Origin of the sequence: Bradyrhizobium sp. ORS 86 (assembly GCF_045571475.1) — a bacterium.
Lineage (GTDB): Bacteria > Pseudomonadota > Alphaproteobacteria > Rhizobiales > Xanthobacteraceae > Bradyrhizobium.
Map to the genome: position 1 here is coordinate 3661526 of NZ_CP120699.1, position 24453 is coordinate 3685978.

General features: G+C 61.7%; 29 protein-coding genes, 2 tRNA genes and 1 pseudogene. 9 read left to right on the top strand and 23 right to left on the bottom strand.

The features are described 5' to 3' along the window. Nucleotides 1-22 precede the first annotated feature (22 nt). On the bottom strand, nt 23-1234 hold the full coding sequence (locus tag P6U25_RS16815; protein ID WP_407152233.1) for an MFS transporter: 1212 nt from the start codon (nt 1232-1234) through the stop codon (nt 23-25). A 1-nt stretch (nt 1235) separates the two neighbouring features. Further along, nucleotides 1236-1904 (bottom strand): GntR family transcriptional regulator, encoded by a 669-nt coding sequence (locus tag P6U25_RS16820; RefSeq protein WP_407152234.1) that lies wholly within the window; start codon nt 1902-1904, stop codon nt 1236-1238. Nucleotides 1905-2092: 188 nt separating this feature from the next. Between P6U25_RS16820 and P6U25_RS16825 the strand changes: the two genes are divergently transcribed. Next, nucleotides 2093-2497, top strand: coding sequence for a GFA family protein (locus P6U25_RS16825; protein WP_407152235.1), 405 nt, complete (start codon nt 2093-2095; stop codon nt 2495-2497). A gap of 54 nt (nt 2498-2551) precedes the next feature. Continuing rightward, a tRNA-Val gene (locus tag P6U25_RS16830) sits at nt 2552-2626 on the top strand. A gap of 63 nt (nt 2627-2689) precedes the next feature. On the opposite strand, the gene P6U25_RS16835 is transcribed toward P6U25_RS16830, so the two are convergent. After that, nucleotides 2690-3241 carry a hypothetical protein gene (locus P6U25_RS16835; RefSeq protein WP_407152236.1) on the bottom strand — a complete coding sequence of 184 codons (552 nt, stop codon included), beginning with the start codon at nt 3239-3241 and terminating at the stop codon, nt 2690-2692. 786 nt (nt 3242-4027) lie between these two features. On the opposite strand from P6U25_RS16835, the gene P6U25_RS16840 reads away from it, so the two are divergent. Genes P6U25_RS16840 through P6U25_RS16850 form a run of 3 tightly spaced genes read left to right on the top strand, consistent with a single transcriptional unit; the run spans nt 4028 to nt 5519 of the window. Then, nucleotides 4028-4333: a hypothetical protein gene (locus tag P6U25_RS16840; RefSeq protein ID WP_407152237.1), complete on the top strand. Its 306-nt coding sequence runs from the start codon at nt 4028-4030 to the stop codon at nt 4331-4333. A gap of 23 nt (nt 4334-4356) precedes the next feature. Then, nucleotides 4357-4662, top strand: coding sequence for a YciI family protein (locus P6U25_RS16845; protein WP_407152238.1), 306 nt, complete (start codon nt 4357-4359; stop codon nt 4660-4662). Next, nucleotides 4662-5519, top strand: coding sequence for a class I SAM-dependent methyltransferase (locus P6U25_RS16850; RefSeq protein ID WP_407152239.1), 858 nt, complete (start codon nt 4662-4664; stop codon nt 5517-5519). The genes P6U25_RS16845 and P6U25_RS16850 overlap by 1 nt, the downstream gene beginning before the upstream one ends. Nucleotides 5520-5687: 168 nt before the next feature. On the opposite strand, the gene pepT is transcribed toward P6U25_RS16850, so the two are convergent. Together pepT and P6U25_RS16860 are read right to left on the bottom strand one after the other, a co-directional pair. After that, complete coding sequence (gene pepT, locus P6U25_RS16855; protein WP_407152240.1) at nt 5688-6944, bottom strand: peptidase T; 1257 nt, start codon at nt 6942-6944, stop codon at nt 5688-5690. Between the two features lie 182 nt (nt 6945-7126). Then, on the bottom strand, nt 7127-7426 hold the full coding sequence (locus tag P6U25_RS16860) for an HU family DNA-binding protein (protein WP_212398826.1): 300 nt from the start codon (nt 7424-7426) through the stop codon (nt 7127-7129). A 320-nt stretch (nt 7427-7746) separates the two neighbouring features. On the opposite strand from P6U25_RS16860, the gene P6U25_RS16865 reads away from it, so the two are divergent. After that, nucleotides 7747-7823, top strand: a tRNA-Asp gene (locus P6U25_RS16865). A gap of 21 nt (nt 7824-7844) precedes the next feature. On the opposite strand, the gene P6U25_RS16870 is transcribed toward P6U25_RS16865, so the two are convergent. From P6U25_RS16870 to P6U25_RS16885, 4 genes are all read right to left on the bottom strand, one after another. After that, nucleotides 7845-9239 (bottom strand): hypothetical protein, encoded by a 1395-nt coding sequence (locus tag P6U25_RS16870; RefSeq protein WP_407152241.1) that lies wholly within the window; start codon nt 9237-9239, stop codon nt 7845-7847. After that, nucleotides 9230-9427 (bottom strand): hypothetical protein, encoded by a 198-nt coding sequence (locus tag P6U25_RS16875; RefSeq protein WP_407152242.1) that lies wholly within the window; start codon nt 9425-9427, stop codon nt 9230-9232. Before P6U25_RS16875 ends, P6U25_RS16870 begins: the two co-directional genes overlap by 10 nt. Before the next feature lies 1 nt (nt 9428). Next, entirely contained in the window at nt 9429-9614 is a 186-nt protein-coding gene (locus tag P6U25_RS16880) for a toxin-antitoxin system HicB family antitoxin (RefSeq protein WP_407152243.1), read from the bottom strand. Nucleotides 9615-9771: 157 nt separating this feature from the next. Beyond that, the gene (locus P6U25_RS16885) at nt 9772-10092 is read right to left on the bottom strand and encodes a hypothetical protein (protein ID WP_407152244.1); all 321 of its coding nucleotides are present in this window, start codon (nt 10090-10092) and stop codon (nt 9772-9774) included. Between the two features lie 442 nt (nt 10093-10534). Between P6U25_RS16885 and P6U25_RS16890 the strand changes: the two genes are divergently transcribed. Continuing rightward, on the top strand, nt 10535-12187 hold the full coding sequence (locus tag P6U25_RS16890; RefSeq protein ID WP_407152245.1) for a recombinase family protein: 1653 nt from the start codon (nt 10535-10537) through the stop codon (nt 12185-12187). A 140-nt stretch (nt 12188-12327) separates the two neighbouring features. Here the strand turns inward: P6U25_RS16890 and P6U25_RS16895 are convergent. Then, nucleotides 12328-12630, bottom strand: a pseudogene (locus tag P6U25_RS16895) (hypothetical protein); the annotation flags it as partial. 713 nt (nt 12631-13343) lie between these two features. Between P6U25_RS16895 and P6U25_RS16900 the strand changes: the two are divergent. Beyond that, nucleotides 13344-13829: a DUF6680 family protein gene (locus P6U25_RS16900; RefSeq protein ID WP_407152246.1), complete on the top strand. Its 486-nt coding sequence runs from the start codon at nt 13344-13346 to the stop codon at nt 13827-13829. 661 nt (nt 13830-14490) lie between these two features. Here the strand turns inward: P6U25_RS16900 and P6U25_RS16905 are convergent. The 8 genes from P6U25_RS16905 to P6U25_RS16940 all read right to left on the bottom strand — a co-directional run bounded on the left by P6U25_RS16905 (nt 14491) and on the right by P6U25_RS16940 (nt 19813). Beyond that, entirely contained in the window at nt 14491-14772 is a 282-nt protein-coding gene (locus P6U25_RS16905) for a hypothetical protein (RefSeq protein ID WP_407152247.1), read from the bottom strand. Nucleotides 14773-14987: 215 nt separating this feature from the next. Beyond that, a complete protein-coding gene (locus P6U25_RS16910; protein WP_407152248.1) occupies nt 14988-15323 on the bottom strand; it encodes a hypothetical protein in 336 nt (111 codons plus the stop codon). A 56-nt stretch (nt 15324-15379) separates the two neighbouring features. After that, nucleotides 15380-15814 (bottom strand): hypothetical protein, encoded by a 435-nt coding sequence (locus tag P6U25_RS16915; protein WP_407152249.1) that lies wholly within the window; start codon nt 15812-15814, stop codon nt 15380-15382. 50 nt (nt 15815-15864) lie between these two features. Continuing rightward, entirely contained in the window at nt 15865-17415 is a 1551-nt protein-coding gene (locus tag P6U25_RS16920) for a hypothetical protein (RefSeq protein WP_407152250.1), read from the bottom strand. After that, on the bottom strand, nt 17412-17777 hold the full coding sequence (locus P6U25_RS16925) for a hypothetical protein (protein WP_407152251.1): 366 nt from the start codon (nt 17775-17777) through the stop codon (nt 17412-17414). The genes P6U25_RS16920 and P6U25_RS16925 overlap by 4 nt, the downstream gene beginning before the upstream one ends. Before the next feature lie 47 nt (nt 17778-17824). Further along, a complete protein-coding gene (locus P6U25_RS16930; RefSeq protein WP_407152252.1) occupies nt 17825-18400 on the bottom strand; it encodes a hypothetical protein in 576 nt (191 codons plus the stop codon). A gap of 178 nt (nt 18401-18578) precedes the next feature. Continuing rightward, the gene (locus P6U25_RS16935; RefSeq protein WP_407152253.1) at nt 18579-18761 is read right to left on the bottom strand and encodes a hypothetical protein; all 183 of its coding nucleotides are present in this window, start codon (nt 18759-18761) and stop codon (nt 18579-18581) included. 521 nt (nt 18762-19282) lie between these two features. Continuing rightward, entirely contained in the window at nt 19283-19813 is a 531-nt protein-coding gene (locus tag P6U25_RS16940; RefSeq protein WP_407152254.1) for a hypothetical protein, read from the bottom strand. A gap of 528 nt (nt 19814-20341) precedes the next feature. Between P6U25_RS16940 and P6U25_RS16945 the strand changes: the two genes are divergently transcribed. Next, entirely contained in the window at nt 20342-20518 is a 177-nt protein-coding gene (locus tag P6U25_RS16945; RefSeq protein WP_407152255.1) for a hypothetical protein, read from the top strand. A gap of 185 nt (nt 20519-20703) precedes the next feature. Here P6U25_RS16945 and P6U25_RS16950 read toward each other — a convergent pair whose 3' ends face one another. The 5 genes from P6U25_RS16950 to P6U25_RS16970 all read right to left on the bottom strand — a co-directional run bounded on the left by P6U25_RS16950 (nt 20704) and on the right by P6U25_RS16970 (nt 23989). Then, nucleotides 20704-20922 (bottom strand): hypothetical protein, encoded by a 219-nt coding sequence (locus P6U25_RS16950; protein ID WP_407152256.1) that lies wholly within the window; start codon nt 20920-20922, stop codon nt 20704-20706. A 54-nt stretch (nt 20923-20976) separates the two neighbouring features. Then, the gene (locus P6U25_RS16955) at nt 20977-21534 is read right to left on the bottom strand and encodes a recombinase family protein (protein WP_407152257.1); all 558 of its coding nucleotides are present in this window, start codon (nt 21532-21534) and stop codon (nt 20977-20979) included. Between the two features lie 569 nt (nt 21535-22103). Continuing rightward, on the bottom strand, nt 22104-22286 hold the full coding sequence (locus tag P6U25_RS16960; protein WP_407152258.1) for a hypothetical protein: 183 nt from the start codon (nt 22284-22286) through the stop codon (nt 22104-22106). Nucleotides 22287-22361: 75 nt separating this feature from the next. Beyond that, nucleotides 22362-23039: a hypothetical protein gene (locus tag P6U25_RS16965; protein WP_407152259.1), complete on the bottom strand. Its 678-nt coding sequence runs from the start codon at nt 23037-23039 to the stop codon at nt 22362-22364. Next, on the bottom strand, nt 23036-23989 hold the full coding sequence (locus tag P6U25_RS16970) for a hypothetical protein (protein WP_407152260.1): 954 nt from the start codon (nt 23987-23989) through the stop codon (nt 23036-23038). The genes P6U25_RS16965 and P6U25_RS16970 overlap by 4 nt, the downstream gene beginning before the upstream one ends. Nucleotides 23990-24453: the final 464 nt, after the last annotated feature.

The window sequence follows — 24453 nt, forward strand, 5'->3', positions numbered from 1 at the left end:
GCCGAATGCGGCGCGCGCTGGATTACTTTCGCCTCTCGACGATGAAGTTGCCGATCGCCCCACACGCCATCAGCACACTCGTTCCCAGGAACACCGCGCGCATGCCGATATGTCCGCCGATGAAGCCGCCGGCGAGGGGGCCGATCACCTGGCCCGCATATTGCGCGGACACCGAATAGCCGAGCATGCTGCCGGTGACGGCTTCAGGCACGTTGTGCCGGATGACGCTTGCGATGCACGGCAACAGGCCGCCGAGCGCCAGTCCCATCAGCAAGCGCAGCAGGATCAGTTGCCAGCCGCTGGTCACGAAGGCTTGCGGGACCAGCAGCACTGCCGACACCGCGAGGCAGACGATGATGATGCGCCAGTGGCCGACCCGATCGGCGAGCTTGCCGAGGTGAGACGAAGACAGCAAGCTACCGAACGCTGCGGCCGACATCACGAGGCCCGCGACGAACGTCACCTGCGGCGCTTCGACGAGTTGGGCGACATAGACCGTGATGATCGGCTCGATCGACATGTTGGCGACCATCAACAGCAGGCCCGTCACCCACATCGCGAGGACCGGGCGCTTGTCCGGAACGAGCGCCCAGCCGCCGCGCGATTTGCTGCCGCGCGCCGCCGGCGGTCGGACTCCCTCGCGGATCAGGAAAGTGGTGCCGAGGAAGGTGAAGAAGATGACGCCGCCCGCGATGAAGAAGGTCGCGCGGATGCCGATCAAGGGCGGCAGGATGCCGCCGACCAGCGGGCCGACCAGGCTGCCGGCCATGATGCCGGCGGACAATACGCCGATCGCCCAGCCGGAGCGTGACTTCGGCGTTTGCGCCGCGACCAGCACGGTCGAGCCCGAGGCGTAGCCGCCGAGCAGGCCGGTCAGAAGCCGCAACCCGACCAGTTCATACACGTTATGCGCCATGCCGATCAGCGACATCGCAATCGCCATGCCGAGGCTGGCGCGGATCAGCATCAGCTTGCGGCCGTAGCGGTCGGCGAGCCGTCCCCACAGCGGCGCGGTCAACGCGGCGCTAAAGAACGTTGCACCATAGGCGACCCCGGACCACTGCACGATCGCGGCGTGATCGGTCACGCCAAGCTGCTCGACATAGAGCGGCAGGAACGGCAGCAGCAGCGTCATCGCCACGATCGTGGTGAAGGAGCCGAACACGCAAACGATCAGGTTGCGCTTCCAGGGACCAGCGTCGAGGATTGCCTCGCGATCGATTTCCGCGTCCATCTCAGCGCAGCCCGATCACGGCAAAGCCGCGTGCGCGCAGGCCACGGCGATCCTCGTTCAGCGAGCGAAGCAGCCGGTCGCGGGTGTCGCTGATGTGCTCGGCCGCCTCGCGCGCGGCGGCATCCGGCTCGTTGTTCTTGATGAAGCCGAGAATGCGGCGGTGTTCGCGCCAGGCCTGCTCGCGCGAGGGTTCGGTCCACACTTCCAGCCAGCGCGCCCGCGACAGTCGGGTCATGGCGCCCGCGATCGCCTTGACGATGAAGGGATTGCCCGACAGGCGCGCGATCTCGACATGGAAATCAGTGCCGACGCGGTGCCACTCCTCGCGGGGCGCGCCCGACTGGCAGGCATCGAGCATGCCCTCGATCCCGGCGATCTCGGCCTCGCTGGCCCGCGCGCAGGCGAGGCGGACCGCGGTCGTCTCCAGCGGCACGCGGAATTCGGCGAGGGCTTCCAGCTCGCCAAGATCGATCGGCGCGACGATCCAGTTGCGGCCGTCGCGCCGCACCAGCTCTTCGCCCTCGAGCCGCACCAGCGCCGCCCGGATCGGCGTGCGCGATCCCTCGAAGCGGCTCTCCAGCCACCGCTCCGTCAGGCGCTCGCCTGGGCCGAGGTCGAGCGAAAGGATCATCTCACGGAGCTGATCGTGGATCTGAAGCATCTGCGACATGACGGTGGTCCGGGGAAGCAGGGGTGGATGGCCGATTTCGAACAGGCTGAATATCCCGATCTGGTATCCCATACAAGCCACAATTGGGATACCAAACTAGCATGCCATCGGCGGGCCCGGGGGACTGTCGTGGTGGAGAGGTAACGATGGGCGCCCTATGTTCGTTACGGTGGCAGAAGGAGGCAGACATGCAGATCGACGGGCGGTGCCACTGCGGGGCAGTGACCTATCAGGCCGAGATCGATCCGGAGCGGGTGTCGATCTGCCACTGTACGGATTGTCAGACCCTCACCGGATCGCCTTACCGCGTCACGGTGATCTGCGCCGCCGAGCAGGTGCGACTGACCGGACGGACGCCGAAGGTGTACGGCAAGCGAGGCGACAACGGCCAGATCCGCTTCCAGCACTTTTGCGAGGATTGCGGTTCCCCCTTGTTCACCAGTGGCGAGGTCGGGGGGCCCGACGATTGGGGCATCCGCTGGGGCAGCATCCGCCAACGCAACCAATTGACGCCGAAACGCCAAGTCTGGTGCCGGTCAGCCGCGCCGTGGATCAACGATCTCGCGGGATTGCCGGGACGCCCGACGGATTAGAGCCATCGACCTTGCACCGCGGGGCCCGGCGAGGCTAAAGAGGCGCCCAGGTAAGGGCGGTTAGCTCAGCGGTAGAGCACTGGTTTTACACACCATTGGTCGGGAGTTCGATCCTCTCACCGCCCACCATGTCTGCTAGACAACGCGTCTGGAGCAACCTCACAGTAGTCAGGGACCTCGCTGATTGCGATCTCACGCTTCTCCTACCCGGCGAGCGAATTGCTCAACTACCTCGTCGATGTTCATGAGACAGAGCTTGAGCGTGCTCACGTTGTTCTTCCAAATCTCGTTCCCGACCGGAATCATGCCCCGGATCTGCACGCCCTGCGCGGTGATTGCTTTAATTTGATAACGTTGCGTTTGGGCCGCAACTCCATTCACCATGCCGATCGCCTGTAACAGGCGTGCGCCAGCGTCATCCAATAGGTAGAGATCATCGGCCCGCTGTATCAGACTACCGGGGACGGCCACGGGCCGATCGAGGATACTTCCGGAATCGATCGCAGTCTCAATCTCACCCTTGAGCACGAGAATATCTGGCAGCAATAGCAGGGCCATTCCGTCAGCCCGCAGCTTTCGTTCTTGCTCTCTGCGCCGGTTCTCAGCCTTCACTGGGATGGTGGCCGTGTAATAGATGGCAACGATCGCCAGCGATGCCACGATGGCCTGGGCCCATCCAGCAGCACCAGAGTGAAGATCGCACCAAGCTAGGATCGTCTTTGGAAATTGAAATCCATCAAACATTGTTCGCTGTAACCTGCCAGTTAGCCAGCTCCGGTCATTGCGCGAACGAATTTGCGGTGAAATTCGACTTCGTCGATTTCCTGTCTTAGCCACGAAATGCGACGCGCTCTACCTGTGTCGGGCGGGCTGACTGCACCCTCAAGCAGGGATAAACGAAACTGCAGCCGATCGACGCATCGAGCCCAACTATCATTCATGATGTTCCTCCCGCGCCTCGGAGCGGTGGACGTTGCGCAAACAAAAATGCCCCGGAGCCGTATCCCTAGTGTCGGGGGGCTGTTACGGGGCATTTCTCTTGCCGACTTGACCCCATCCCATGCGTTTGGCGACCGCATGTTCCGGGCTTACGTCGCGAGCCTCGCCTTGTTAGGGCGAGAACCCTGTTTCCCTTCTCGTCGCCAAATCGACCGGGGGAGGGGCAAACTCCCGCTTAAGAGTTTTCCGGGTCGTTCAAAAGTTTGGTCATCGGGACCTCCCTTTTTGCTCGACTCAAGACATTTGGGCGTGATTCGAGTGGAGTGGCAAGGTCCCGTTACACAATCCACAAGCTTAGACGCCGGAATCTAGTGAAGCAGCGCCCTTTCGCCCTGCGGGCTACGGCTCGGCCAGCCAGCCTCCGCGGCACGAGTGCCGCTTCCTCGCTTCCGCAGGGCGAAGGCTGTCATGCCGAAGACGAGCGTAGGCGGACTGGTTCATGCTCCGACCATCCTCCAATTCCGCACAAATTGCCGCCGACATTTCCGCGATGATATGTTTCCGCTCGTCGCACAACCGGGAACTCGATCCATGCGCATGATCGCCGCCGCCATTCTCCTGACCGCCTTCATCGCCGGACCTGCCTTCGCGCAGGACCATGTTCAGCGATATCGGGAAGAGATCGACAAGTCGCCGGCGGATATCGCCAACGAGCAGCGGGCGCAGCGCGCCTACCAGCGTGCCATCAACAGTGTGCCGGACCAGAAGCCGACCGATCCGTGGGGCATCGCCCGTAGCGACAATGCGCCACCGGCTGCGGCCAAGACGCATGCCAAGCCGGCCGCGAAAACGGCTGCGCCGAAGCAGGCCAAACCGGCGAGCGCTGCTGCCAACTGATCCGCGAGCGAGGGGGCAGGTCGATGAAGCACTACGTTTGCAAATTGACCGGTCCGCGCCCGACCTTCCCGCAGGACATGACGCCGCGGGAGGCCGAGATCATGCAGGCGCACGTCGCTTATTGCGGCGAATTGTTGCGCGCCGGCAAGGCGCTGATCTTCGGGCCGGTGGGTGATCCCGCCGGCGTCTGGGGATTGGGCGTGCTGCAACTGCCTGACGATGCCGATCCGCTTGAGATCATCGCCAACGATCCCGCCACCAAGGCCAATGCCGGCTTCACCTATCAGGTGATGCCGATGCTGCGGGCCGCAACCAGAGAGACCTGCTGATGGACACGGCGCAAGGTCACGAGCGTAACGCTGATCAGATCGCGTATTGGAACGGGCCGGGCGGGCAGCGCTGGGCCGCGCGGCAGGCGGCGCAGGACATCGTCCTTAAACCGGTGCTCGACCTGCTGGTCGATCGCGCAAAGCCGATTGCCGGCGAGCGCGTGCTCGATGTCGGCTGCGGCAGCGGCGCGTCCACGAATGCGCTCGCGAACAAGGTGGGGCCGTCAGGTCATGTGTTCGGCGTCGATGTCTCGGGGCCGATGCTGGAGCGAGCGCGGCAGAGCACGCCGAAGGAGATGCCGGTCGACTACGCGCTTGCCGACGCCACGGTCTATCCGTTCGATCCAGCAAGCTTTGATCTGCTCGCGTCGCGCTTTGGCGTGATGTTCTTTGCCGAGCCCGCGGTCTCATTCGCCAATTTGCGCAAGGCGCTGAAACCAACCGGCCGGCTCGCCTTCGCCTGCTGGAAGGAGCCGCGCGAGAATCCGTTCTTCATGGTGTCATTGCAGGCTGTCTACAAGCACGTGCCGAAGCTGCCGCAGCTTGGGCCGGAGGATCCGGGTCCGTTTTCGTTCGCGTCCGAGGCGCGGGTGAACCGGATCCTCGGTGAAGCCGGGTTTTCCGGGATCGCCATGGAGCCGTGCCGGCTCGAGCTCGACGTCGCGATCGGGCGGGGCCTCGACGCTGCGGTGCAGGCGGCGCTGGAGATCGGCCCGGCCAGCCGCGCGCTGGAGGGACATCCGGACGATGTGCGGGCCGCTGCCATCACCTCGATCCGCGAGGCGCTGACGCCGTTCGCGAAGGGGGATTCGGTGCTGCTGCCCGCTGCGATCTGGATCGTCACCGCACGGGCCTGAGGTCGACTGCCGCCGTTGCAGTGGTGGATTGCCGACGTTGCGAGGAGCCAACGGGTCCGGCCCGATGGCAGGCTCCGCGACGAAGCAATCCATCGCCCCGCACGTGCGGACAGATGGGTTGCTTCGCTTCGCTCCGCTCTCAATGACCGGGAGAGAGTCTGCTACGACCTACGCCCGCTCTTCCCAGATCATCGCGAGATGCACGATGGTCTGCACGGCCTTTTCCATGTCCTGCCGGCTCACCCATTCCAGGCGCGAGTGGAAGGCGTGCTCGCCGGCGAAGATGTTGGGGCAGGGTAGTCCCATGAACGATAGCCGCGAGCCGTCGGTGCCGCCGCGGATCGAGGTCTTCACCGGCGTCAGGCCGGCGCGTTTGATTGCCTCGATCGCGTAGGCGACGACCTCGGGGTGACGGTCGATCACCTGCTTCATGTTGCGGTACTGCTCCCGGACCTCCATGCGGTAGGTCGAGCGCGGATAGGCCTTCATGACATCCTTCACGATGCCTTCCAGCAGCGCCTCCTTCTGCTTCAATCCGTCCGAGGTGAAATCACGCACGATGAAGTCGATCCGCGCCTTCTCCAGCGCGCCCGAGATCGCGACCGGATGCAGGAAGCCTTCCTTGCCCTCGGTGGTTTCGGGTGAGCAGGTGTCTTTCGGCAGGCGCTCGACGATCGCAGCGGCGATCTTGATCGCGTGCTCCATCCGGCCCTTGGCGAAGCCGGGGTGGGTGGCGACGCCCTCGATGATGATGCTGGCGCCGTCGGCGGAGAAGGTCTCGTCCTCGATATGGCCGGCGCTTTCGCCGTCCATGGTGTAGCCGAAATCGGCGCCGAGCTTCTGGATATCCACCTTGTCGACGCCGCGGCCGATCTCCTCGTCGGGCGTGAACAGGATCTTGATCGTGCCGTGCTTGACCTTCGGATTGCTGACGAAGAAGTGCGCCGCATCCATGATCTCGGCGACGCCGGCCTTGTTGTCGGCGCCGAGCAGGGTGGTGCCGTCAGTCGTGATGATGTCGTTGCCGATCTGGCCAGCCAGCGCCTCATGCTCGGAGGCGCGGATCACCTGTGAGGAATCGGCCGGCAGCACGATGTCCCCGCCGCGGTAGTTCTGCACGATCTGCGGCTTGACATCCCTGCCGGTGCAATCAGGCGAGGTGTCCATGTGCGAGCAGAAGCAGATCACCGGCACCTTCTTCTCGGTGTTGGCCGGGATGGTCGCGTAGACGTAGCCGTGCGCGTCGAGATGGGCGTCCGATATTCCCATCGCCTGCAACTCGGAGACCAGGAGCCGGCCGAGATTCTTTTGCTTTTCGGTGGACGGGCAAGTCGGCGAATCGGGATCGGACTGGGTGTCGATCACCACATAGCGCAGGAAGCGCTCGGTGACGGTGTGCTTGAAGTCGAGAACCGGTGCCAGCATGAAGACCGCACAAAGTAAGGGAACGGGAGGGCGCGTTGTCGAGCGAAACGGATGCGGTTCGCGCGAAGCAAGCGCGTCGAAGATGAATTCTCTGTCCAGCTAGGCTCTATAACAGAAAAGCGCCATTCCGGGTCCGCGTCGCGATCCGGAATGACGCCTCAGGGCAGGCCTCGACGCTTCGGCTAGACGGCTTCCTTGAGCTCCTTGGCGGCGCGGAAGGCGACCTTCTTGCTGGCCTTGATATGGATCTGCTCGCCGGTGGCGGGATTGCGGCCCATGCGGGCGGCGCGCTTGCGAACCTGGAGGATCCCCAGCCCGACGATGCGGATCCGCTCGCCCTTCTTGAGATGCTTTGTGATCCGGGTGACCATGTCGGTCAGGATCGCTTCGGCCTGCTTCTTGGACAGTTCCTGATCCTCGGCGATGGCCGCCGCCAGGTGCTTCAGCGTGATCGTCGCCGGGGTCGCTGCTTTCTTCGCCATGTGTGGCCCTCCTCGTTGCTGGATGATGCTTTCGCGCCAACGGCGCGCAGTCCGCGTCAGGAAATACGCGTCCGGAAAGTCCTGAAACCGTCGGTTCTCATATGGCGGAGCCTGATCGGCGTCAGGAAACCAAGGTGTATCAGGCCTTATTTGATTCGGGGCTCCGCTGACTACGCCGGTTCGCCTGAAAACAGGCTGCAATCCGCGTCGGTGACGCGGAAAGCGTCTCCCTTGTGCGGCGAGTTGCAACGTCCTTGACTAACGGGATGAGGGCCTTTATGCCCTCGGTCCTGCGCGGATCAGTCCAGTGATCGGCATCCGCGGGAGTAGCTCAGTTGGTTAGAGCGCCGCCCTGTCACGGCGGAGGCCGCGGGTTCGAGTCCCGTCTCTCGCGCCATCAATTCCAGCGCAAAACCAATCACTTAGCGCCATCTCGACGTTTTCGTTGAAGTTCCAAAAGTGTCATAAGGGGCGTCGTCATGACACTTTCGGTCGCCCTTTGTTCCAGGCGCTCGGCTCCGATCGCGCGCGCCTCATCGAAGCGCCGGACACTGGCGACGTTCACGGGATTGTAGGTCTTGCGAAGCCGGTTCGAGGCCGAAACGGTATTCGCCATCTTGTTGGATTGGTCGGTAACTGAAGCGCCACCGGCGTCACCCTCCACAGCACCTGACCGTCTCATGTCGCCAAGCTGTCGGCGCTCAGCTTTTCCGAACGCCAGCGCCCGCACCTTGGCGAAGTCCTTCTCGAGTCGGTCCTTGGTGTACGGGCGGGGGACGACATGCCGGCCGCCCCCATGATCGCCGCCCCATTGACCAGTCTTGCCCTTGCGGCTCACTGGCCGGCCGCCGCGCGTCCAGAATAGGGGTGTCGTGTCGAGTAGGTCGACGCCCATATGATCGAGATAGGCGATCAGGATCGCGGTCGACCATTGCGAGAGCGTTGCTGCCGCGGCCCTGCCTGTCTTGGCTCGATCGAGGCGGAAGAATAGGCCAACGCCATCACGGTCCGCCTGTCCCGCGGTGAGGGTTTGCGCATCGATCGGCGATAACATCGAGTCCCAAGCGGTCGCCATGCAGGCGGCGAGGCCGTGAAACTTGTGACGCCATGCGACCTGCACCAGGGTCAACACCTCACGGCGCAACCAAATCTGTTGCCGGGGGTCTGGCGCTGAGTTGGCGAACGCTTTGCCGGGGTCGGTGAGGCCATCGCAGTAGCCGTGCATTGCCTGCATGCGATTCCACAGCGCGCGCCAGACCTTGATCACCATATGACGCTCGGTGATGGAAACCTTGCTCTCGATCTCCGGAACAAGTCCGGTCGCATTGCCGGTGACGGGATCGATGCGGAGGAAGTGTTCCGGCTGAATCGTCTTGGGATCGCAATCGCCAAATCGAGGGCCAAGCCATTTCCATGCACGCGGCCAACTGTCGCGCTTCTCTTGTCTCGATGTCCAGACTACGCCCTTGGCCAACCGTTCGGCCTTTCGCAATTCCATTGCGCGCTGATAGGCGTGGCCGACACTACCTTCTGGATAGCGCACCGTCGTTGTGCGGGCGGGCGCTGATGCGTGCCCGCTGCGGACCTGATCCCATGCGCGGTTGAGCTCAATCGCGCGCTGTTGGTCTTCTACGCGGGGCTTTGGATTGCCGTCAGAGTCAGTACCAGGGCCACCGCGACCCATCGTGACAAGGCCGAATCCGTGCGCCTTCATGGCCTTGGTCGGGCGCCAGCGCCAGCGACCATAGAGGTAGAGGAAATACCGGATACGGTCCCGGCCCACGGCCGTGTCTCCGCAATGGATCACGTGCAAGGCAATTTCTCCCTAGCATCGCGGAGCGGCGGACCATTGGTCAAGGATGTTTCGGCGAGGGGAGGCGACTTTTCCGCCGTAAGGACGGTGCCGTCCGGCTTCACGCCAACCACCTGAAGCCCGCAAGCGCGCGCGGCCTTGATGGCCCGCTCAATCATGCGCTGGGTGTAGGGGTTGGCGCGGTTCATTTCAGGCGCTCGCCTTGGTCTCGGCGTGCTGCTCGGCGATCTTGCTGTCGCGTTCGCGGCGCTTCAGCGCCTCAGTCAGCAGATAGGCGGCGTGCTGGTTCAGCGAGCGCATGCTCGCGGCTGCATCAGCCTTCAGCGCATCCCGAAGGCCGGGCGGGACTCTAAGGTTCAGATTTTCGGTTTCCATCGAGCAATCCGTAAGTCACAGGCGCGACACGTCGCGTCGCACACAGATTGTGTGCATAGAGCACGCAGATTTACGATCACGAGTGAGGGAAAACCGTACTAACAAACGAAAAGGCCGCCCTCGATGGGGCGGCCCGTAGCGATAGTTGGGCGCGCAGCTAGACCGCGGCTTCACGCTCGGCCGCCTCGACCCGCGCAAGGTCGTGGCGCAGCATGATCTGGGTCGCTATGTCGTGGTCGAAGTCTTCGTGATGGGCCACGCGCAGCTTGCCGGCCACGGCTTGCCGGGTGCTGCACGGGGTCGCGATGATCTGGACAGCCAGTTGTTCAGCAGCGTGCGCGAGCGCCACGTGCTCGGGACAGCCGCACATCTGCGAGTCCTCTTCCGCGTGAAAGGCGTCGATCCGAGTCCACATCTGGTCGTGCCGCGCGATCAGGGCGAGGAGGGCGGCGTCGGTAGTGTCGGTGATCTTCGTCATATTTGATTTCCCCTTTAAGAATGATCCAAAGCATTTTCAGCGGCGGCGCGTGCGCCACCCGCCTCAATTGCTTGGTCTCCTTTTGGGAAAAACGGGCCTGTGAAACCCGGCCATGACGGCAATCGGAACTTTGCACCGCGACCAGCATCGCGTCAAGCCGCTCTGAAGCCACGCAGGCCAGCGAGCGGCCGGCGGTGGTGCGTTCGATACGATCGGCTGGATGAAGGACCGCCCGGCGAACGGAGCGCTATCGGACGCCGCAGCGCAGGGATTGCTGCGACGCGACTCGCGATTGCGACGGAATTGCCGAACTGGGATCATCCACAGGGACAGTTTGTCGGCGCTTGCGGGTCCGCCTCGAAGAGCGTTTGATTGTTGCCGGGCAGGACACCGGCTCACGCCAGCAAGACTCTATTTTTGCTGCCGCCAACGGGGGCCTACCATGGCCAATGCCCTTATAGTCCGACAAATCCGCGTGCCGCAGGCACAATTGGCGCTGCGAGCAGCGCAGTACGTGCGCATGTCGACCGACTATCAAGAATATTCCATCGTGAACCAAGCTGCCGCGATTGCCGCATACGCGCAGGCTCATGATCTAACTATTGTCCGCACCTACCGCGATGACGGTGAGAGCGGCCTCCAACTTAAGAACCGACCAGGTTTGCTGAAGCTGCTGCAAGACATTGGTCACGCCGACTTCAGCCACATCCTCGTCTACGACGTCAGCCGTTGGGGGCGCTTTCAAGACGTCGATGAGAGCGCGCACTATGAGTACCTCTGCAAAAAAGCCGGGATCAAGGTCTCATATTGCGCGGAGCAGTTCGACAATGACGGAAGCTTGCTTTCCAGTATTGTGAAGAACCTGAAACGAGTGATGGCCGCTGAATACAGCCGCGAGCTATCCGTGAAGGTTCATGCCGGCGCGTGTAGATTGGCGAGTCTCGGCTTCAAGCAGGGCGGCGCCGTGGGTTATGGGCTTTCTCGGGAGCTCGTGGATGAGAACGAAAACCCCAAGTGCTCACTGAAAAAAGGCGAACGCAAGTACCTACACACCGATCATATCAAGTTGAGGCCCGGGGCACCTGACGAGGTCGCCACGGTAAGATGGATATTCAATCGGTTCCTCGTCGTCAGATCGGAACTCAAAATCGCGCGCGAGCTGAATCAAAGAGGCATACCCAACAGCAAGGGCAAGCGTTGGAGCCGGATGACGATCCATTGGATGCTCCAAAACGAATCCTACATCGGCAATCTCGTCTACAATCGCCGATCGTCTCGCTTAAAGCAGAAGGGCGTGAACAACCCGGAGCTTCAGTGGGTCAGGTGTAACGGAGCACTGACACCCATTATCGATCCCGACCTGTTTGCGCGCGTTCAGCAGCTCATGAAGGGGCGATGGGTCAGTCTGCCAAAGGATGAGATGCTGGCACAATTGCGCCGCACGCTTCACAAGCACGGGCGCCTTAGTGTTAGGATCATCAATGACGCGCCCGGCCTTCCCTCGTCGCACACCTATCGGGAGCATTTCGGTACGCTGCGAAATGCCTACAACCTCATCGGTTACAACCTGAAGCGTGACTGCGATTGGATTGACTCGCGGCGCAAATGGGCAAGCGCATTTGACACCGTAGCATCAAAAATCGCGTCGGCGATTACTAAGGCTGGAGGGCGCGTCGACGTCGACAGCGCGGTCGACTGTCTCGCCATCAACCGCTCCATCGCCGTTTCGTTTCGAGTGGCGCGCAGCCGGCGGCGATACAGAGCAGACCGTTCACCACGCTGGGCATTCAATCGCCGGGTCAAACTGCCTCCGGGATTGGTTGTCGTCTTCCGGTTGGCAGATGGAGATCATCAGAACGTGCTTGACTACCTCCTGTTTGAGACAGCCCGGATCGTCGACAACGTAACTAGATTCTCCGACAGAGTGTGGCACCGTTACCAATGGCAGCGTTTCGAAACCACGGATGCACTAGTCAAAGCCATCGTCCGCCGCACAACCAAGACAAGCCCTGCTTCTCCATCCAGGTCTCGCCAGCCGAAGCGGGTGCACTCAAAAGGCCGCTCCAGAGAAAAGAGCCGCCGCGTGCTGCACTGATAAAGCGAAGAAATAGAAGCGAGCCGATCAGTTTGCCGTAGTTGCGTTTGAAGTCGCCGTTGAGTTTCGATATCTCGACAAGCTCGGAATGTTGCGCAGGCATAGATGCTCCTGACATATTGGCCAGGGCACCCTATAGATCACTGAAGTTGCCCGACAGGGCAAGCGGTTTTCCCGCAACGCCTTGGCGAATCCAATGCCCCGGAGCACCGAAGTTCGTCCATCTGCACTGCAAAATGCTCCGAAAGCTCAGCGTCAGTCATGGGCTTGATTTGCCAACCGTACCATCGTCTGCGACGCCAGTAAGTGTCGGTCGAAGTGCTATGTACGTGCCATCCACACGCCGGGGCTGGCCGAGCCGAGAGTAGGGCACCACCAGCTACGCCGACGCCCAAAACGTAAAGCCAACCTTCGATAAAATCGAACAAATGTGAATTGAACATTAAACTGAGACAGCGGTTGTTGACCATGGATTAGATGCTGCGACCAAAGCTGGATAGACGTCCGCACAGGCAAGCCAGAATCTAGAGCGAGTTAGGCGAACGAAGGTCGATTTTATTCCGCCGCGCGGAGCGACTCCTACCAGAGCCTCCATTCCGGGGCCCCTCCCTTGGAAAAATAGGCACTCTGACGACAATCGTGTTGACGTTGGGAACGCGGCGCACGGGCGCTCTTGCTCCAGTCGGTGCCGTTCTGTTAGTTAGGATTGAAATCTCTTTGTCGGCTCATAGCCAACGTGGCGCATGGCGCCCACGAATCATAATTACATATTTTGAATCTCCCCAGCCGGCTCATCTCACTGCAACCGGCGCGCGAGATCAAGGGGACCATGTCTCAAAGTATACGATTGTCTAAGCAGCAACATTGTACCGGCCTGCCCGTGCCGCGCGCGTTAGCGCAGGGCCGGCGCGTGGAGCTGCCCGTAGGCGGCATTGGTGCTAACGGGTGAAGGCAATTGGACGGCGCAATCGATCGTCGCGGTGCTCGCCAAACTTCTTCAGCGGCCCCCAGCGAGCGGATCGCATCGCGGGGCACTGGCAACGATCACGGCACACCCCGCTGTGAATAAGCGGGACAAACGAGCGTCGGCCAGCAATTGCATGCGCCGCGTGTCATCCTTGGACGCGATGATTCGTTCCTTTGGGAGACGGTCCCGATGACGACGGCCGAGTATATTTCCGCCGCTGCTCTCGTTGTTTCGGCTGTGTCGGCGTTTTACGCTTATCGAGCGCCAATACGCGCTGAAAAACTCAAGGCCCAAACGGCACAGCGCGAGCGAGAGCTGAACATTTTTTCAGCTCTCATGTCCGAACGTGGCCGTTGGGGATCAGCAACAATGCTGACGGCGTTGAATGCCGCAAAGGTCATCTTCCGCGATAACCAGGAAATTCTAGATGCGTGGTTTGTTTGCTATTCAAGGGCTGGTAGTGATCGCGGAAGTCCGGACCAGTACCTCGATCTTGTGGCCGCCGTCGGAAGGCATTTAGGATTTCCGATGCGACGTGAAGACCTGGAAAACTTCTTCGTCAACCCGATCGACCAAAAGGAGAGCGCAATTCGAAATGCCCAAATTCATCAGGCGTTCGCGCAGCTATCCACAAACACAGTACATGCCGTCACAGATGCTACGCCACGCTCTTGACGTTATGGTGCGATCTCGCCGTGGCCCCTCTAGCCGCCGGCTATCACCTCGGCGACTGCGGCGATCAAAGATTCGCGCCACCGCGCGGAGTTAAATGAGCGCATTGGGCGCGTGATCGGCGGCGCCCATTTTGAGAATCCCTTCTCAAGGTCTGACACCCTGCCATGCAGTCCGAGCAGGGGGATGATCGCCATCACCGGCGACACACCGAGAGCGCGATGCTTACTCCGCGGGTTGACACCCCTTGTCCACCAACACGGGGCTTGGCGGCGGGAGGCCGACGCGATCGCCGAGTAGAAGAAGCCGCCACGGTAGTTTCGCTCCACGATCGCCGGTTCATCCGCAGTCGACCGTGAAGCCGTTGCGCCGAAGCGCGGCCCGAAGGCAATACGAGGGGCCGGGCGATCAAAGCGGCGCCGCGGGGACTCGGCGCCAAGATCAAGCCCGGCCAGTCAGCGCGCGGCAAGACCGCGCGGTCTCAAACAGTTCTCCAGCCAGCGTTGATCAGGTCGCCGACAAACTTCGTGGGGGCATTCCACTTACCCCGCGCGTCCGGCGTAAGCGTGCTGCCGTCGCGTAGGTGCAGCATAGTGGGGGATTGCCCGGCGGGCGGGGTCATCTGCCTTGTTGGTGTAGTCGACATTTGCTTGTCTCCTTTTGCTTAGATTGCGTGATACCGCTGGCGATTCAGCTCGCCGACGATGGCGTCTGCGGTCCATTTCCTGCGGGCGATCACGCGCTCGATCAACGCGGCGATCACCTGGATTTGCTCGGCCTGCTCAGCGCGACCTTGTGCAGCGTTGAAATACGAAGCTTCGGCGCATAGCGCATTCCGAAGCGTCAGCTCGATATCGTCCAGCTTCACGGCAAAGCCATGCAGGTGGCAGGTGATCTTGGTCGATTGCGGCCCGGATACGATGCCGGCTGCCATCAATGAAAACATCAATCTCGCCCAACTCACGGCGCCGAGTCGGATCGACAGGCCCTGAGGTGCCGTGATGCTCGGCCGGGACGGTGGTTGCACGCTTGGCGACGGCGCGCGCGGCATCGACATTGGGCACGGTCGAGCCCGGCAGGCGACGAGCCTCGGCGGCGAGCGCGGCCTTCTCCAGCGTGTCGTCGGCGACGTCGGCGGCGACCTTGCCGCCACGGTGCAGTTTATCGAAACTTGTCATTGGGCTTCTCCTCTGCGCGTGAAGTTCGGCGAGCTTGGCCCGCGACATCGGCGGCGTAATCATGCTTGGGAGAGCCATAGAGCGCGGGGAGGCGGCGATCCTGCAGGATCATTGCCCGGAACGACGGCATCGCCGCGAGAGCGGCATCAAGCGCCGCACTGGCCTTACGGCGTGCGATCGCGATCTTCGCGAAAGTATCGGCGGATTTCTCAAGCCTGTCGGTGGGAAGTGCGCGCCATTCATCGGCGGTGGCCGCCATCCGATCGAGCGCGGCGCGGGCGTCGTCGAGGTGCTGCTCTACTGGGTGCTTCAGAGACATGATGGCGGCTCCGGGTCCGACGCTCCTTACGATTTCACAAAACGGGATCATCGCGGTCACCACGACAAAACCTCTGGCTGTGGCGCATCAGCAAGCGGCGGCGGCGCGTTCTTCGGCAACCTGTCGACCAGGTGCGGATTGCAAGCGAGCCAGTTCGCGGGGCTGACATTGGTTTCACCCGGCGTCGCGAACGCCAATTTTCGGAAGGTGTCCCATGGCAAATCAATCACCACGCGGCCGTCCTCAGTCGAGCGAGGATAGAAGTATTTGCGCCTGTCGACTGACTGGATGCAGGTTGCGCCGAGCTCAGGCGGCACAATCACCTCGACCGTTGCGGGCGATGCCGGCGGCGCCTGCGTCGCCTGCATGGCGGCCGTGTTGCGCCGATCAAGCTGGCACCGCACTAGGGCGGCGCGCTCCAGCACATCCTCGTCATCGGTTGGCGATGCCGGCATGCTAAGCAGGGCGGCCTCGATCTCGCCGTCGCTCATCCGCGCGATACGCGCGGCGCGCTGCTTCTCGGATTCAAAGAGGTTCGTCGTCATCGTGACAGCCTTCCAGTTGGAAAAAAAGACCAGCCGAAATCTGGCTCGCCGGGGTGTCGAGGTGTGCGGAGGGAGTCGTAATCAGTGTCGTGGCGGCGATCGGGACCGATGCCGGCTTTACTGCATTGGTTCTTCATGAAGCCGAGCCAGCCCTCGATGCCGGCGACTGGCCGAGCCAGCGCGACAAGACAACCAGCAACAACCAGACAGACGTCATCATGGCATCGAGCCGGATGGTCGATCGTCTCGGCACCACCGGCACGGACGCGACGTTCCAAACCGCAGAATTGATTGATCATGCGATCATTGGATGGCAGCACGGCGCGACGCGAACGCAGGACGGGCAGGGCTTCCCGGTAGATATCGGAGCGGACCTTGGTCGCGTATTCCAACGTGATGCCATGCCGCTGAAACTCAGCCTCAACGAAACCCAACCCCCATTTATCGGATGTCACGCGAGTAATGCCGTAGCTACGCAATGCCTCGGCGATTTGCTGACAAGCCCATGGCGGCTGGAACGGGGGCTTGAACTCAACGATCACGTCGATAACAGCGAGATCACCCTCGCAATGGCCAATGGCGCAACACATGCTGTCGGCACCGGAGCCGGACGAGGCGTCGAGCCAGGCCGAATAAGTCACGCTCGGTTGGGGTGGCCGCGAGGTGTAGCCAGCGCAACAAGCCTCGATCTCAGCGCGATCGATATAGTCGGCGAGATCGCTACGCCACTCACTGAGCCATTCCGCGCGCGCGGCCTCGGCATCGTCGGCAAGGGCCTCGTCAACGATCTCTTTCGAGATCAACGGATTCAGTTGGTCGACGCGGGCGCGGACCACCAGGACGTTCGAGTCGGCCTTGCCGTAGTGCTTGGCCCATTTGTTGTAGAGTAGACCCGATTTGCGATAGGCACTGCTGATCATAAGAAGCATTGCGTCATCGCCAAGAGACGCCATCGCCGGAACAATTGCGCGATAGACCTCCAGATCCGATGACGTGCTGTTCTCGCCCTGCCAAAATGCGGTCTCGGTCAAGATCGCGAGTAACACGGTACGGCCGCGCGCCAGCCTGTAGTCAGCGGCGACGACCAGAATGTCGATGCCGTTGGCAAGTTCCAGTGTGTCGCTGGTCTCGCGCGTCACTAGATTTTTGAAGCGGCCAACGCTGGTGAAGATACCCTTGATGTAGCTCAAGGTCGCCTTGGCCTGTGCCTTGTCAGCGCCGACCAACATAACCAGCGGGCGTTCGCCTGCACGAATACGGTGATCCGGCCGGAACGTGGCGGCGACATAGGAGGCAATGCCGGCGGCGATCGAATCCTTGCCCGTTCGCCTCGCCGAGATGACATCCAGCTCACGGACGCGTTTGGTCGGCGGCTCGCGATCGGTCACCTCGCGGAAGAAGGCCTTCTCGGCATCCGTCATCGGCAACGCGAAGGCGCCGCGCACGATCGCGCGCCAGCCGTCCCAGCTCGTCCCGGCGTAGAACGGGCCAAGCAAGGCGCTATCGGCCATTGCGTCGGCGATGTTGGGTTGCTTCCGCGGCGTCATGACTCAGCACCGCTGAAGTAGTCGTCAAGCTCCTTGACGGGGTCGACCTGCGGCGCCGTCACCGGCTGCGGCCGCAGGCCGGTCGCGCGCATCAATTGCGTGATCTGTCGCCGCTCTTCGAGATCGGAGCGGCCGCGCGTGCGGAGGCGCTCGGCGCGAACATGCGCAGCCGCAAGACTCGCAACGTTCACGCGGTCCAGCGCGCTCGGTACGCGGCCGAGATCGGCCAGTAGCTCGGCCGTCAGCTTCTCCCGCTTCGCCTGATCCTCGGCCGCGATCTCCCGCATGCGCCGGACACCGCGCGCTCGGCCGGCTGCTTTGCGCTGTTCTCCGGACATGACGGTGGGATCGTCGGTCGACATGGGTCGGGCCTCCGTGTTTCAATCTCAAATGGCCCCAGGGGTCGATCTTAGGTCGCGGTCGGGAACAGCGCACCGATCACGTCGGCGGCCGCCATCCGGACCTCCGCCATGGTGTCCGGCGACAGGTGCAGGCGTGCCGCATCCTGACGCAACTCAACGCGGGCGATCGCGTGTTCGAGGCGATCGACCAAGGTGCGGTCGACGTGATCCCGGAGCGCGCGGCGCAGCACCTCGGCCGCAATCTTGAGGGCCGAAGGAGTCGCCTTGTGCGGCTTCTTCAGCATCCGGCCCAAGTGTTGGGTGGCTTCTTTCGCGCCTCGGTTTCCGCCGTTGATGGCAACGGCCCTGCGGATGGCAACCTTGAGCCGCCCGTTTCTCTTCTTTACGGCTTTGGCATGCGCCCGCTGACTGAACGATGGGTCAATCGAGTGATCTGGCGCGAGCTTCGGATCGACATGAAGTATCGGGCCGCAGTTCCTGACTGTCGCCTCGGTCAGGGCGGTGACATCAAGCCGGTCCCGCTGGCGGGCGGCGTGACGATGGGCGCCGCTGCACACCGGCGGCCGGATCGGGACGGCCGGCAGCTCGACCGCGGCGCCGGGCACCTCGTTCGGAAGTCGCATTCGTCTGTTTCTCAGTGAGAGGGACTAAGCGCCACTGATCGTGCGGCAAAGCTTCGCTACCGGCTGCGAAGCCCATTTGCAGCAAGGGCGTTCAAACGGTGAATCAAGCAAGACTCGACGGATTATAGCACGTCGCGAATCAACCCTTAGGAGGCCGGCGATCGGGCTGGCGTGGTGATCAGCGGCGCCTGCGTCGGCGCTGTTCTGTTTCTTCGTGACGCCTGTCGGCGTCCTCGATTGCACTCGTTGCGTCGGTATGCACGCTGACCGGTCGGTCGACGGCACCGCACCGATAGACGATGTACCGCGCGCCGACCTTGAGGACGATGTGTGTCTGGTTTTGGTGCACAGTGTCGGACATAGTCGCCTCCGCAGGTGCGTCAATGAAACCCCGCATCCGCGAAAACGATCCTCTGGTGAAGGCCGCTCAGCAAGGTACGACGAGGCAGGGGGTCGGCGTCCGGGGGGCTAGCGACAGCCCTCGCGCCGAACATGACTATCGGCACCTAACCGACCACGGATGACGCCGTCAGTATCGCGGCAAGGCTGGTTCCCCCTAAAGGGTCCGTCAATGCTCGACGTCACAATCATGCTCAGCGCACTGGCCTCGGTGCTGCTTGTCGCGATCGTTATCTATCTGGACAAAGATGCCGTGAAACGTCACATCGGCGATCACGAATAGACAGGGCCCCGCGATGCGCGGCCCTGTCGAGATCGAGCCTAATTCGCTCGTGGGAGATCCGCCGCGGCACGGCGGAGTATGATCTCGATGCAGCGCGCGCAGATCAGTTCGCCATCGCCGGCCGGTGGTGCAAGAACGACCACCTCTTCCGGTGCTAATTCTTCCTCGCAGTGATCGCAGCGTACGATTTCGAGCATGTCTCATACACCATACGTGTGTCGCAGATCCCAGAAGCAATCGTTGGCGATCGAATAGATCCGGTTCACGTCGTCGAGGCCAAACGAGTATGGCTTGCGAAAGAGCGAGAAGTTGGGGAGTCGCTCATAGGCGTGCTCCCATAGTTCGGCCTCATCACGCTCGCCATCTTCGTCTCGATTGGGTGCCGGATATCTCCCGGCCCACATGAGGTTCACGCGCGCCCTGACAAGCCGACCGTAATCATCCGACGGAAGCGTTGGCAGCTTCGCGTGGTTCCAAAGCTGAGGGACATTGTGGCTAGCCGGCACTTTGGTGATGCCGAGAACTTCCCCGACCTCGAGTCGCTGTGCGATGACCGCTTTCACGATCAATTCCAGTGCGATCGATGCTTCCCGCGCAAATCCCTCGTAGGTCGCCGATGGCCCAGCATCTACAAGCACACAGGCACAATGTAGAGCATTCGAGGCCCTCGCCTCGAAGTGCAGCGGCGCGCGACGACGGCGCTCATAGACGGAAATGCGGGCGTCAGTCATGAGGCGCTACCGGAACAAACGCCGACTTACGTTGATGATGAAACCGGCGGGCACCCCGATTAAAGCACCGACCAGGCCATACCCGAAGGCGGGCCACGCGCCGCCGGTCACTGAGCCGAAGAAGAATCCAATCCCGATGCACAGAACTAGCATCGCCATTAGAGTCTGATCGTTCCGCTCCTCGATCCGGTGACGGCGCTGCTCCTTGGGGCTTTGGACGTATGGTCCCGATGGCTCCCTCGAACCACAATGAGGGCAGGCTACCGCGGAGAAGGACACCGCCTCCCCGCAGTCGTGGCAGCCGATTAATTCCTGTCGCCGCTGGATCATCCCCATGCCGCCAGCATGGTAGCCGGCGAAGGACATTTTGCAACTCTGCCCGCGGGTCAGGCAGCGATCATGCGCGAGATCGCGGTGGCCGGCGCGCGGGCTGGCGTGGTGTTGGCGCCCTTGATGGTGCGTTGCTGGAAGTCGCCGAACGGCCAGACTCGCGCGCAGGCCATCCCGGCCTGAATCGAGGAGTCAGCTATGACCGACGACAAGATGGAATGCCCTGACTGCCGCGGCACCCGCCAGCACGTGACGATGCGGCCGGTGATGATCGGCAAACCGTTGCCGCGTTATCGCCCGTGCCCGCGCTGCGACGGGACGGGTGAGATCCCGCGCCCCAAGCCTGTTCAGTCCGCAGGGCCTTCAGTGGTCTAGCTTTCTTGTGACAAACGGCTTGTGTACGTGCTTTGCCGGCAAACTGTGCCCTTGGTGGGCTTGATTGTACGCGCGGCGTATACGCATAGTTGCGCAGTGAATCACCTTCGCTGAAAGCGCTCGGTGATTAGCTAGGGCGAGGGAGGGGCCAGATTTACCCCAGCGGGTAGCTGGCTCCTCCACTCTCACGGAAGCCAGCCGGAACGAATCACCACCGACAACCGCAGGTCCATCAAACACTCGACCGACTCGGTTCGGCAATGCACGGCGTGTGCAGCCTCTGCCTTATCAACAGGCAGGAAACCCAATAGTTTAATAATGTCCCCCTGTTTTTGGCTGTTGTCGCGCTCCCGCAACATCCGTTGCTTAACGGGTGCGTGCGGCGATCGATTGGCAGCCGACATGCAAAGGGCCGCGCTTGTGGCGCGGCCCCGTAGTGGATCGAAATCGGTGAGGGATCAGGCGGCCTTCAGCGCGCGATGGATGGTGGCCTCGCCAACCTCGTATTCCGCGGCCAGCTCGGCCATCGTCGCACCCGCGGCGTAGCGCTCAGCGATCTTGCGGCGCTGGCCGACGTCGAGTCGAGAGGGCCGACCGAACACCTTGCCTTGCCTGCGGGCCTTGGCGATGCCTTCCTCGGTGCGAGCAAGGATCAAGTCGCGCTCAAAGTCGGCGATACCGCCTAGAATGGTCACAAGCAACTTGCCCGCTGGCGTCGTGGTGTCGGCCCATGCCTCAGCCAAGCTGGTGAAGCCGCATTCGGCCTCCTTCAACTCGTGCACGATGTTCAGCAAGTCGCGAGTGGAACGGGCGAGACGGTCGAGCCGCGTCACGACGACAACGTCACCGGGCCTCAAGGCCTTCATGAGGCGCTTAAACTCAGGTCGGCCATCGGTCGACTTGCCCGACGCCTTCTCGCTGTAGACACGCTCGCAGCCGGCCGCCTTCAGCGTGTCGACCTGCGTCTGGTAGTCCTGCTTGCCGGTGCTGACCCGGGCATATCCGAACTTGGCCATAGCAATCACCCGACTTTTGAAATGAAGACTTACGGAATGTAAAACTCTCGATGGTTCAAGGTCAATTGAAATCTTTCAATAGTGCTGACTTTCGGAATGGCCAAGGCATTAACGATGCTGCAAGGGTTGGCCGTGACGCTGCCGCTCAAAAGGATAGGGTGAAACACGATGCGCTACAGAGTCAGAGCTGATCGTCGTGTGCGAGCGTATCGACATTTTCGACGATCTGCTGAGGCAATGGCCGGACGGCGCGCAGTCGACGACCACGACGACCATCGAAAAATAATCGCACGACGGGATGAGTGTGGTGCCAATAAAAATGCCCCCGGAGCCGTATCCCTCTAGCGTCGAGGGGGGCTGTTACGGGAGCATCTTTCTTGACGGCTTGACCCCTTCAGACGCGTGTGGCGAACACGCCATCCAGGTTTACGCCGCGAGCCTCGCTATTCAGAAGCGAGAACCTTGTTTCCCTTTTCGTCGCCACAACGACCGGGGGAGAGGCAAACGCCTGCTTAGGCGCTTTCCGGGTCACTCAAAAGTTTGGTCATCGGGACCTCCTCTTTCGTGAGCTAAGCACACTGTCTGATTCTCAGCGCCGCATCAACATCGGCAATGGCGCCGTCCACAATGCGGCACTGCTCAGCCATGTCCCTTCCCAGATCGGTCTCAGGGTATGCCGCGGCGATCTGCGCGGCTTCTTCGCGTAGCCGCAGGTACCGCCTGCGATCGTTCCTCAATTGCGCTGTGTCCATTTTCAAGCTTCAGTTGGAATGAGGGATTTGAGCGATCGGACGCCTAGAGGGTTGCGGTTTCGTTTATGGGTGGCCCTAGAACGGCACCTCGTCGTCTCCGGACCCTTCAAACTTGATCTCGCCGAGGTTCAGCAAGATATCCTCGGCGCGGTCGCGGGCGTTGTGCAGCCATAGGACGTCGTGCTGCCACGTGAGGAACTGGCGCCGCTGCTTCTGCAGCAACTCCACCATCTCGGCCGGTGACGGCACAAACTTGTTCTCGCGCATGCTCTGGCGGATGGCACGGACCATGACGGCGTAGGAGAAACCGGGCTTGTAGCCCTGCCAGACCTCTGGATCGTTCAGGATCAAGTCGACGTATGCCGAAACCGTATGCGCGGAAACGCTCTTGGCGGCGTTCGGCAAGGCCATGAGCATGGCATCAAACGCCATGGGCAACCACGCGTCATCAGCCGGAACATGTTCGGCAACATCGAATAGTGATCGAGCCTGATCTAGTATTGGAAAATCCGGGATCGTGTCGAAGTAGTGCCGCGCGATGTCACGGTTCCTAGCGCAAGACTCCCGTCGCGTCTCGGGCAATTCGATTGTCATGCCGCCAATGCGGTTGTGGTGACGACCGCACCATTCCAGCCATGGCCACATGGCTTTGATCGTCTCCAGCGTCGGCCGGGCCGGCGAGAACACTACCTGGAGCTTGTCGACGCTGTTGAGAGCGGCGATCTGTCCGGTGGTGGGGCGAATGTTGCTCATGATGATAGATCCCCTTTGGCTGCGAGGGCAGCAAGCCGGGCATCCAGTCGGGCCTCGTGAGGATTTGCCGCCGGTGCGCCAGTCGGTGGCGGCGTCGAGATCACGGCGCCATCCTGGTCGATCACGAGGCTGGCGGCGATGGGGGGTGCTGGCGCTTCATTCGCCCAACTGCCGGCATTGAGCCAGGTTGTGGGATGTTTCGTGTATTTGGAATCTTGCCCGCAGCGCTCGGCGGCGTAGCGCATGGCGCCGGTCAACAGCTCATCCGGCGTCGCCTGCTTCTTGGCGATGACGCGCTGGTAAGCCTTCTTCGCGGCGGCCTTGTCGACCTTGCGGGGATACTGGTTCCAGAATGACTCAAAGGCGCCCTCAACGTCGAGAGTCAGACTCTGACGCGCCGTTGGTTCTTCTTCGCCAAGATCGAGGGGGAGAGTCTGATTCTCTTCTACGGATTCTTCAGAGTGTTCTTTAAGAGGGTTTGTCCGCAATGGATTGCGTATCACTCGTGCAGTTTTTTGCGTATCACTCTGTCGAATCTTGCGGTTCACTCCCACCTGATCCGCAATGGATTGCGGTTCATGATCCGCAATAGGTTGCGTGTCACTCTGATCTTTCAGAGCAAGGTGGTAGAGGCTGGTTTCGGTCCGGCCCCGCCGCTTGGTGATCAGGTGACCACCCCTGATCAGCGCAGCAAACGCGAATTGCACCGTGCGCAGCGGCATGCCGAGATCGAGCGCGAGCGTAGCCTGCGACATCCAGGCCCAGCCGTCATGCTCTCGATTGAAGTATTTCGTCAGCGCCGTCGCGACACGCGATGCGGTGGGTGGCAGTGCGTTGTCGAAAGCGACTTGGCGCAACCAGACAAACTGGTCGCGAGTGAATTTGTCGCCATCTGACTTGCTGGGTGCTTGCTTCTCGGGGGACGTCTGATTACATGTGGACATGTTCACGGTGCTCCTAACACTGTGACGATGGTGGCGAGCGACAGAGTGGTGTCTGTCCTCTATTTCGAGATCACTCTCGGTGTTTTGGCCCTGCCGTCTATCCAACGGTGGGGCCTTTGCACGTCTGATCTCTGCGGATTGCGACCTCTGCGTTTGCCCGTCCCCGGATTGCGTCGCGGTCGCCTGCTGAGTCTGCGCGTTCCCCGTCCCCGGTTCTGCGCCAGCTCGAATTTCAATTCATCATGTAATTACGATTCGATGCGGCGCTACTCGCGCCGCTTAGGTTCCTTTAGGCTTAAAGGATCATCTGTGCGCGGACCTCGGCGAGACGATCGGCGGGATGGCGATTATCGTTCCTGTCCTGCATGACACTTGCGGCGTTTCCGGAGGCCATACGCTGGGCTGATTCTGTCATGGGCGATTGATTCCGCTGATGGAATTTCGCCCTGTCACGGCGGAGGCCGCGGGTT

What these genes read in the sequence shown, in the direction of transcription:
- P6U25_RS16960 (WP_407152258.1), bottom strand. Translation starts at nt 22,286, where the DNA reads ATGGACACAGCGCAATTGAGGAACGATCGCAGGCGGTACCTGCGGCTA.
- P6U25_RS16950 (WP_407152256.1), bottom strand. Translation starts at nt 20,922, where the DNA reads ATGTCGGCTGCCAATCGATCGCCGCACGCACCCGTTAAGCAACGGATG.
- P6U25_RS16840 (WP_407152237.1), top strand. Translation starts at nt 4,028, where the DNA reads ATGCGCATGATCGCCGCCGCCATTCTCCTGACCGCCTTCATCGCCGGA.
- P6U25_RS16815 (WP_407152233.1), bottom strand. Translation starts at nt 1,234, where the DNA reads ATGGACGCGGAAATCGATCGCGAGGCAATCCTCGACGCTGGTCCCTGG.
- P6U25_RS16925 (WP_407152251.1), bottom strand. Translation starts at nt 17,777, where the DNA reads ATGTCGACCGACGATCCCACCGTCATGTCCGGAGAACAGCGCAAAGCA.
- P6U25_RS16885 (WP_407152244.1), bottom strand. Translation starts at nt 10,092, where the DNA reads ATGACGAAGATCACCGACACTACCGACGCCGCCCTCCTCGCCCTGATC.
- P6U25_RS16835 (WP_407152236.1), bottom strand. Translation starts at nt 3,241, where the DNA reads ATGTTTGATGGATTTCAATTTCCAAAGACGATCCTAGCTTGGTGCGAT.
- P6U25_RS16920 (WP_407152250.1), bottom strand. Translation starts at nt 17,415, where the DNA reads ATGACGCCGCGGAAGCAACCCAACATCGCCGACGCAATGGCCGATAGC.
- P6U25_RS16945 (WP_407152255.1), top strand. Translation starts at nt 20,342, where the DNA reads ATGACCGACGACAAGATGGAATGCCCTGACTGCCGCGGCACCCGCCAG.
- P6U25_RS16935 (WP_407152253.1), bottom strand. Translation starts at nt 18,761, where the DNA reads ATGTCCGACACTGTGCACCAAAACCAGACACACATCGTCCTCAAGGTC.
- P6U25_RS16850 (WP_407152239.1), top strand. Translation starts at nt 4,662, where the DNA reads ATGGACACGGCGCAAGGTCACGAGCGTAACGCTGATCAGATCGCGTAT.
- P6U25_RS16880 (WP_407152243.1), bottom strand. Translation starts at nt 9,614, where the DNA reads ATGGAAACCGAAAATCTGAACCTTAGAGTCCCGCCCGGCCTTCGGGAT.
- P6U25_RS16900 (WP_407152246.1), top strand. Translation starts at nt 13,344, where the DNA reads ATGACGACGGCCGAGTATATTTCCGCCGCTGCTCTCGTTGTTTCGGCT.
- P6U25_RS16930 (WP_407152252.1), bottom strand. Translation starts at nt 18,400, where the DNA reads ATGCGACTTCCGAACGAGGTGCCCGGCGCCGCGGTCGAGCTGCCGGCC.
- pepT (WP_407152240.1), bottom strand. Translation starts at nt 6,944, where the DNA reads ATGCTGGCACCGGTTCTCGACTTCAAGCACACCGTCACCGAGCGCTTC.
- P6U25_RS16845 (WP_407152238.1), top strand. Translation starts at nt 4,357, where the DNA reads ATGAAGCACTACGTTTGCAAATTGACCGGTCCGCGCCCGACCTTCCCG.
- P6U25_RS16955 (WP_407152257.1), bottom strand. Translation starts at nt 21,534, where the DNA reads ATGGCCAAGTTCGGATATGCCCGGGTCAGCACCGGCAAGCAGGACTAC.
- P6U25_RS16965 (WP_407152259.1), bottom strand. Translation starts at nt 23,039, where the DNA reads ATGAGCAACATTCGCCCCACCACCGGACAGATCGCCGCTCTCAACAGC.
- P6U25_RS16875 (WP_407152242.1), bottom strand. Translation starts at nt 9,427, where the DNA reads ATGAACCGCGCCAACCCCTACACCCAGCGCATGATTGAGCGGGCCATC.
- P6U25_RS16910 (WP_407152248.1), bottom strand. Translation starts at nt 15,323, where the DNA reads ATGTCTCTGAAGCACCCAGTAGAGCAGCACCTCGACGACGCCCGCGCC.
- P6U25_RS16890 (WP_407152245.1), top strand. Translation starts at nt 10,535, where the DNA reads ATGGCCAATGCCCTTATAGTCCGACAAATCCGCGTGCCGCAGGCACAA.
- P6U25_RS16825 (WP_407152235.1), top strand. Translation starts at nt 2,093, where the DNA reads ATGCAGATCGACGGGCGGTGCCACTGCGGGGCAGTGACCTATCAGGCC.
- P6U25_RS16860 (WP_212398826.1), bottom strand. Translation starts at nt 7,426, where the DNA reads ATGGCGAAGAAAGCAGCGACCCCGGCGACGATCACGCTGAAGCACCTG.
- P6U25_RS16940 (WP_407152254.1), bottom strand. Translation starts at nt 19,813, where the DNA reads ATGACTGACGCCCGCATTTCCGTCTATGAGCGCCGTCGTCGCGCGCCG.
- P6U25_RS16915 (WP_407152249.1), bottom strand. Translation starts at nt 15,814, where the DNA reads ATGAGCGACGGCGAGATCGAGGCCGCCCTGCTTAGCATGCCGGCATCG.
- P6U25_RS16905 (WP_407152247.1), bottom strand. Translation starts at nt 14,772, where the DNA reads ATGTTTTCATTGATGGCAGCCGGCATCGTATCCGGGCCGCAATCGACC.
- P6U25_RS16820 (WP_407152234.1), bottom strand. Translation starts at nt 1,904, where the DNA reads ATGTCGCAGATGCTTCAGATCCACGATCAGCTCCGTGAGATGATCCTT.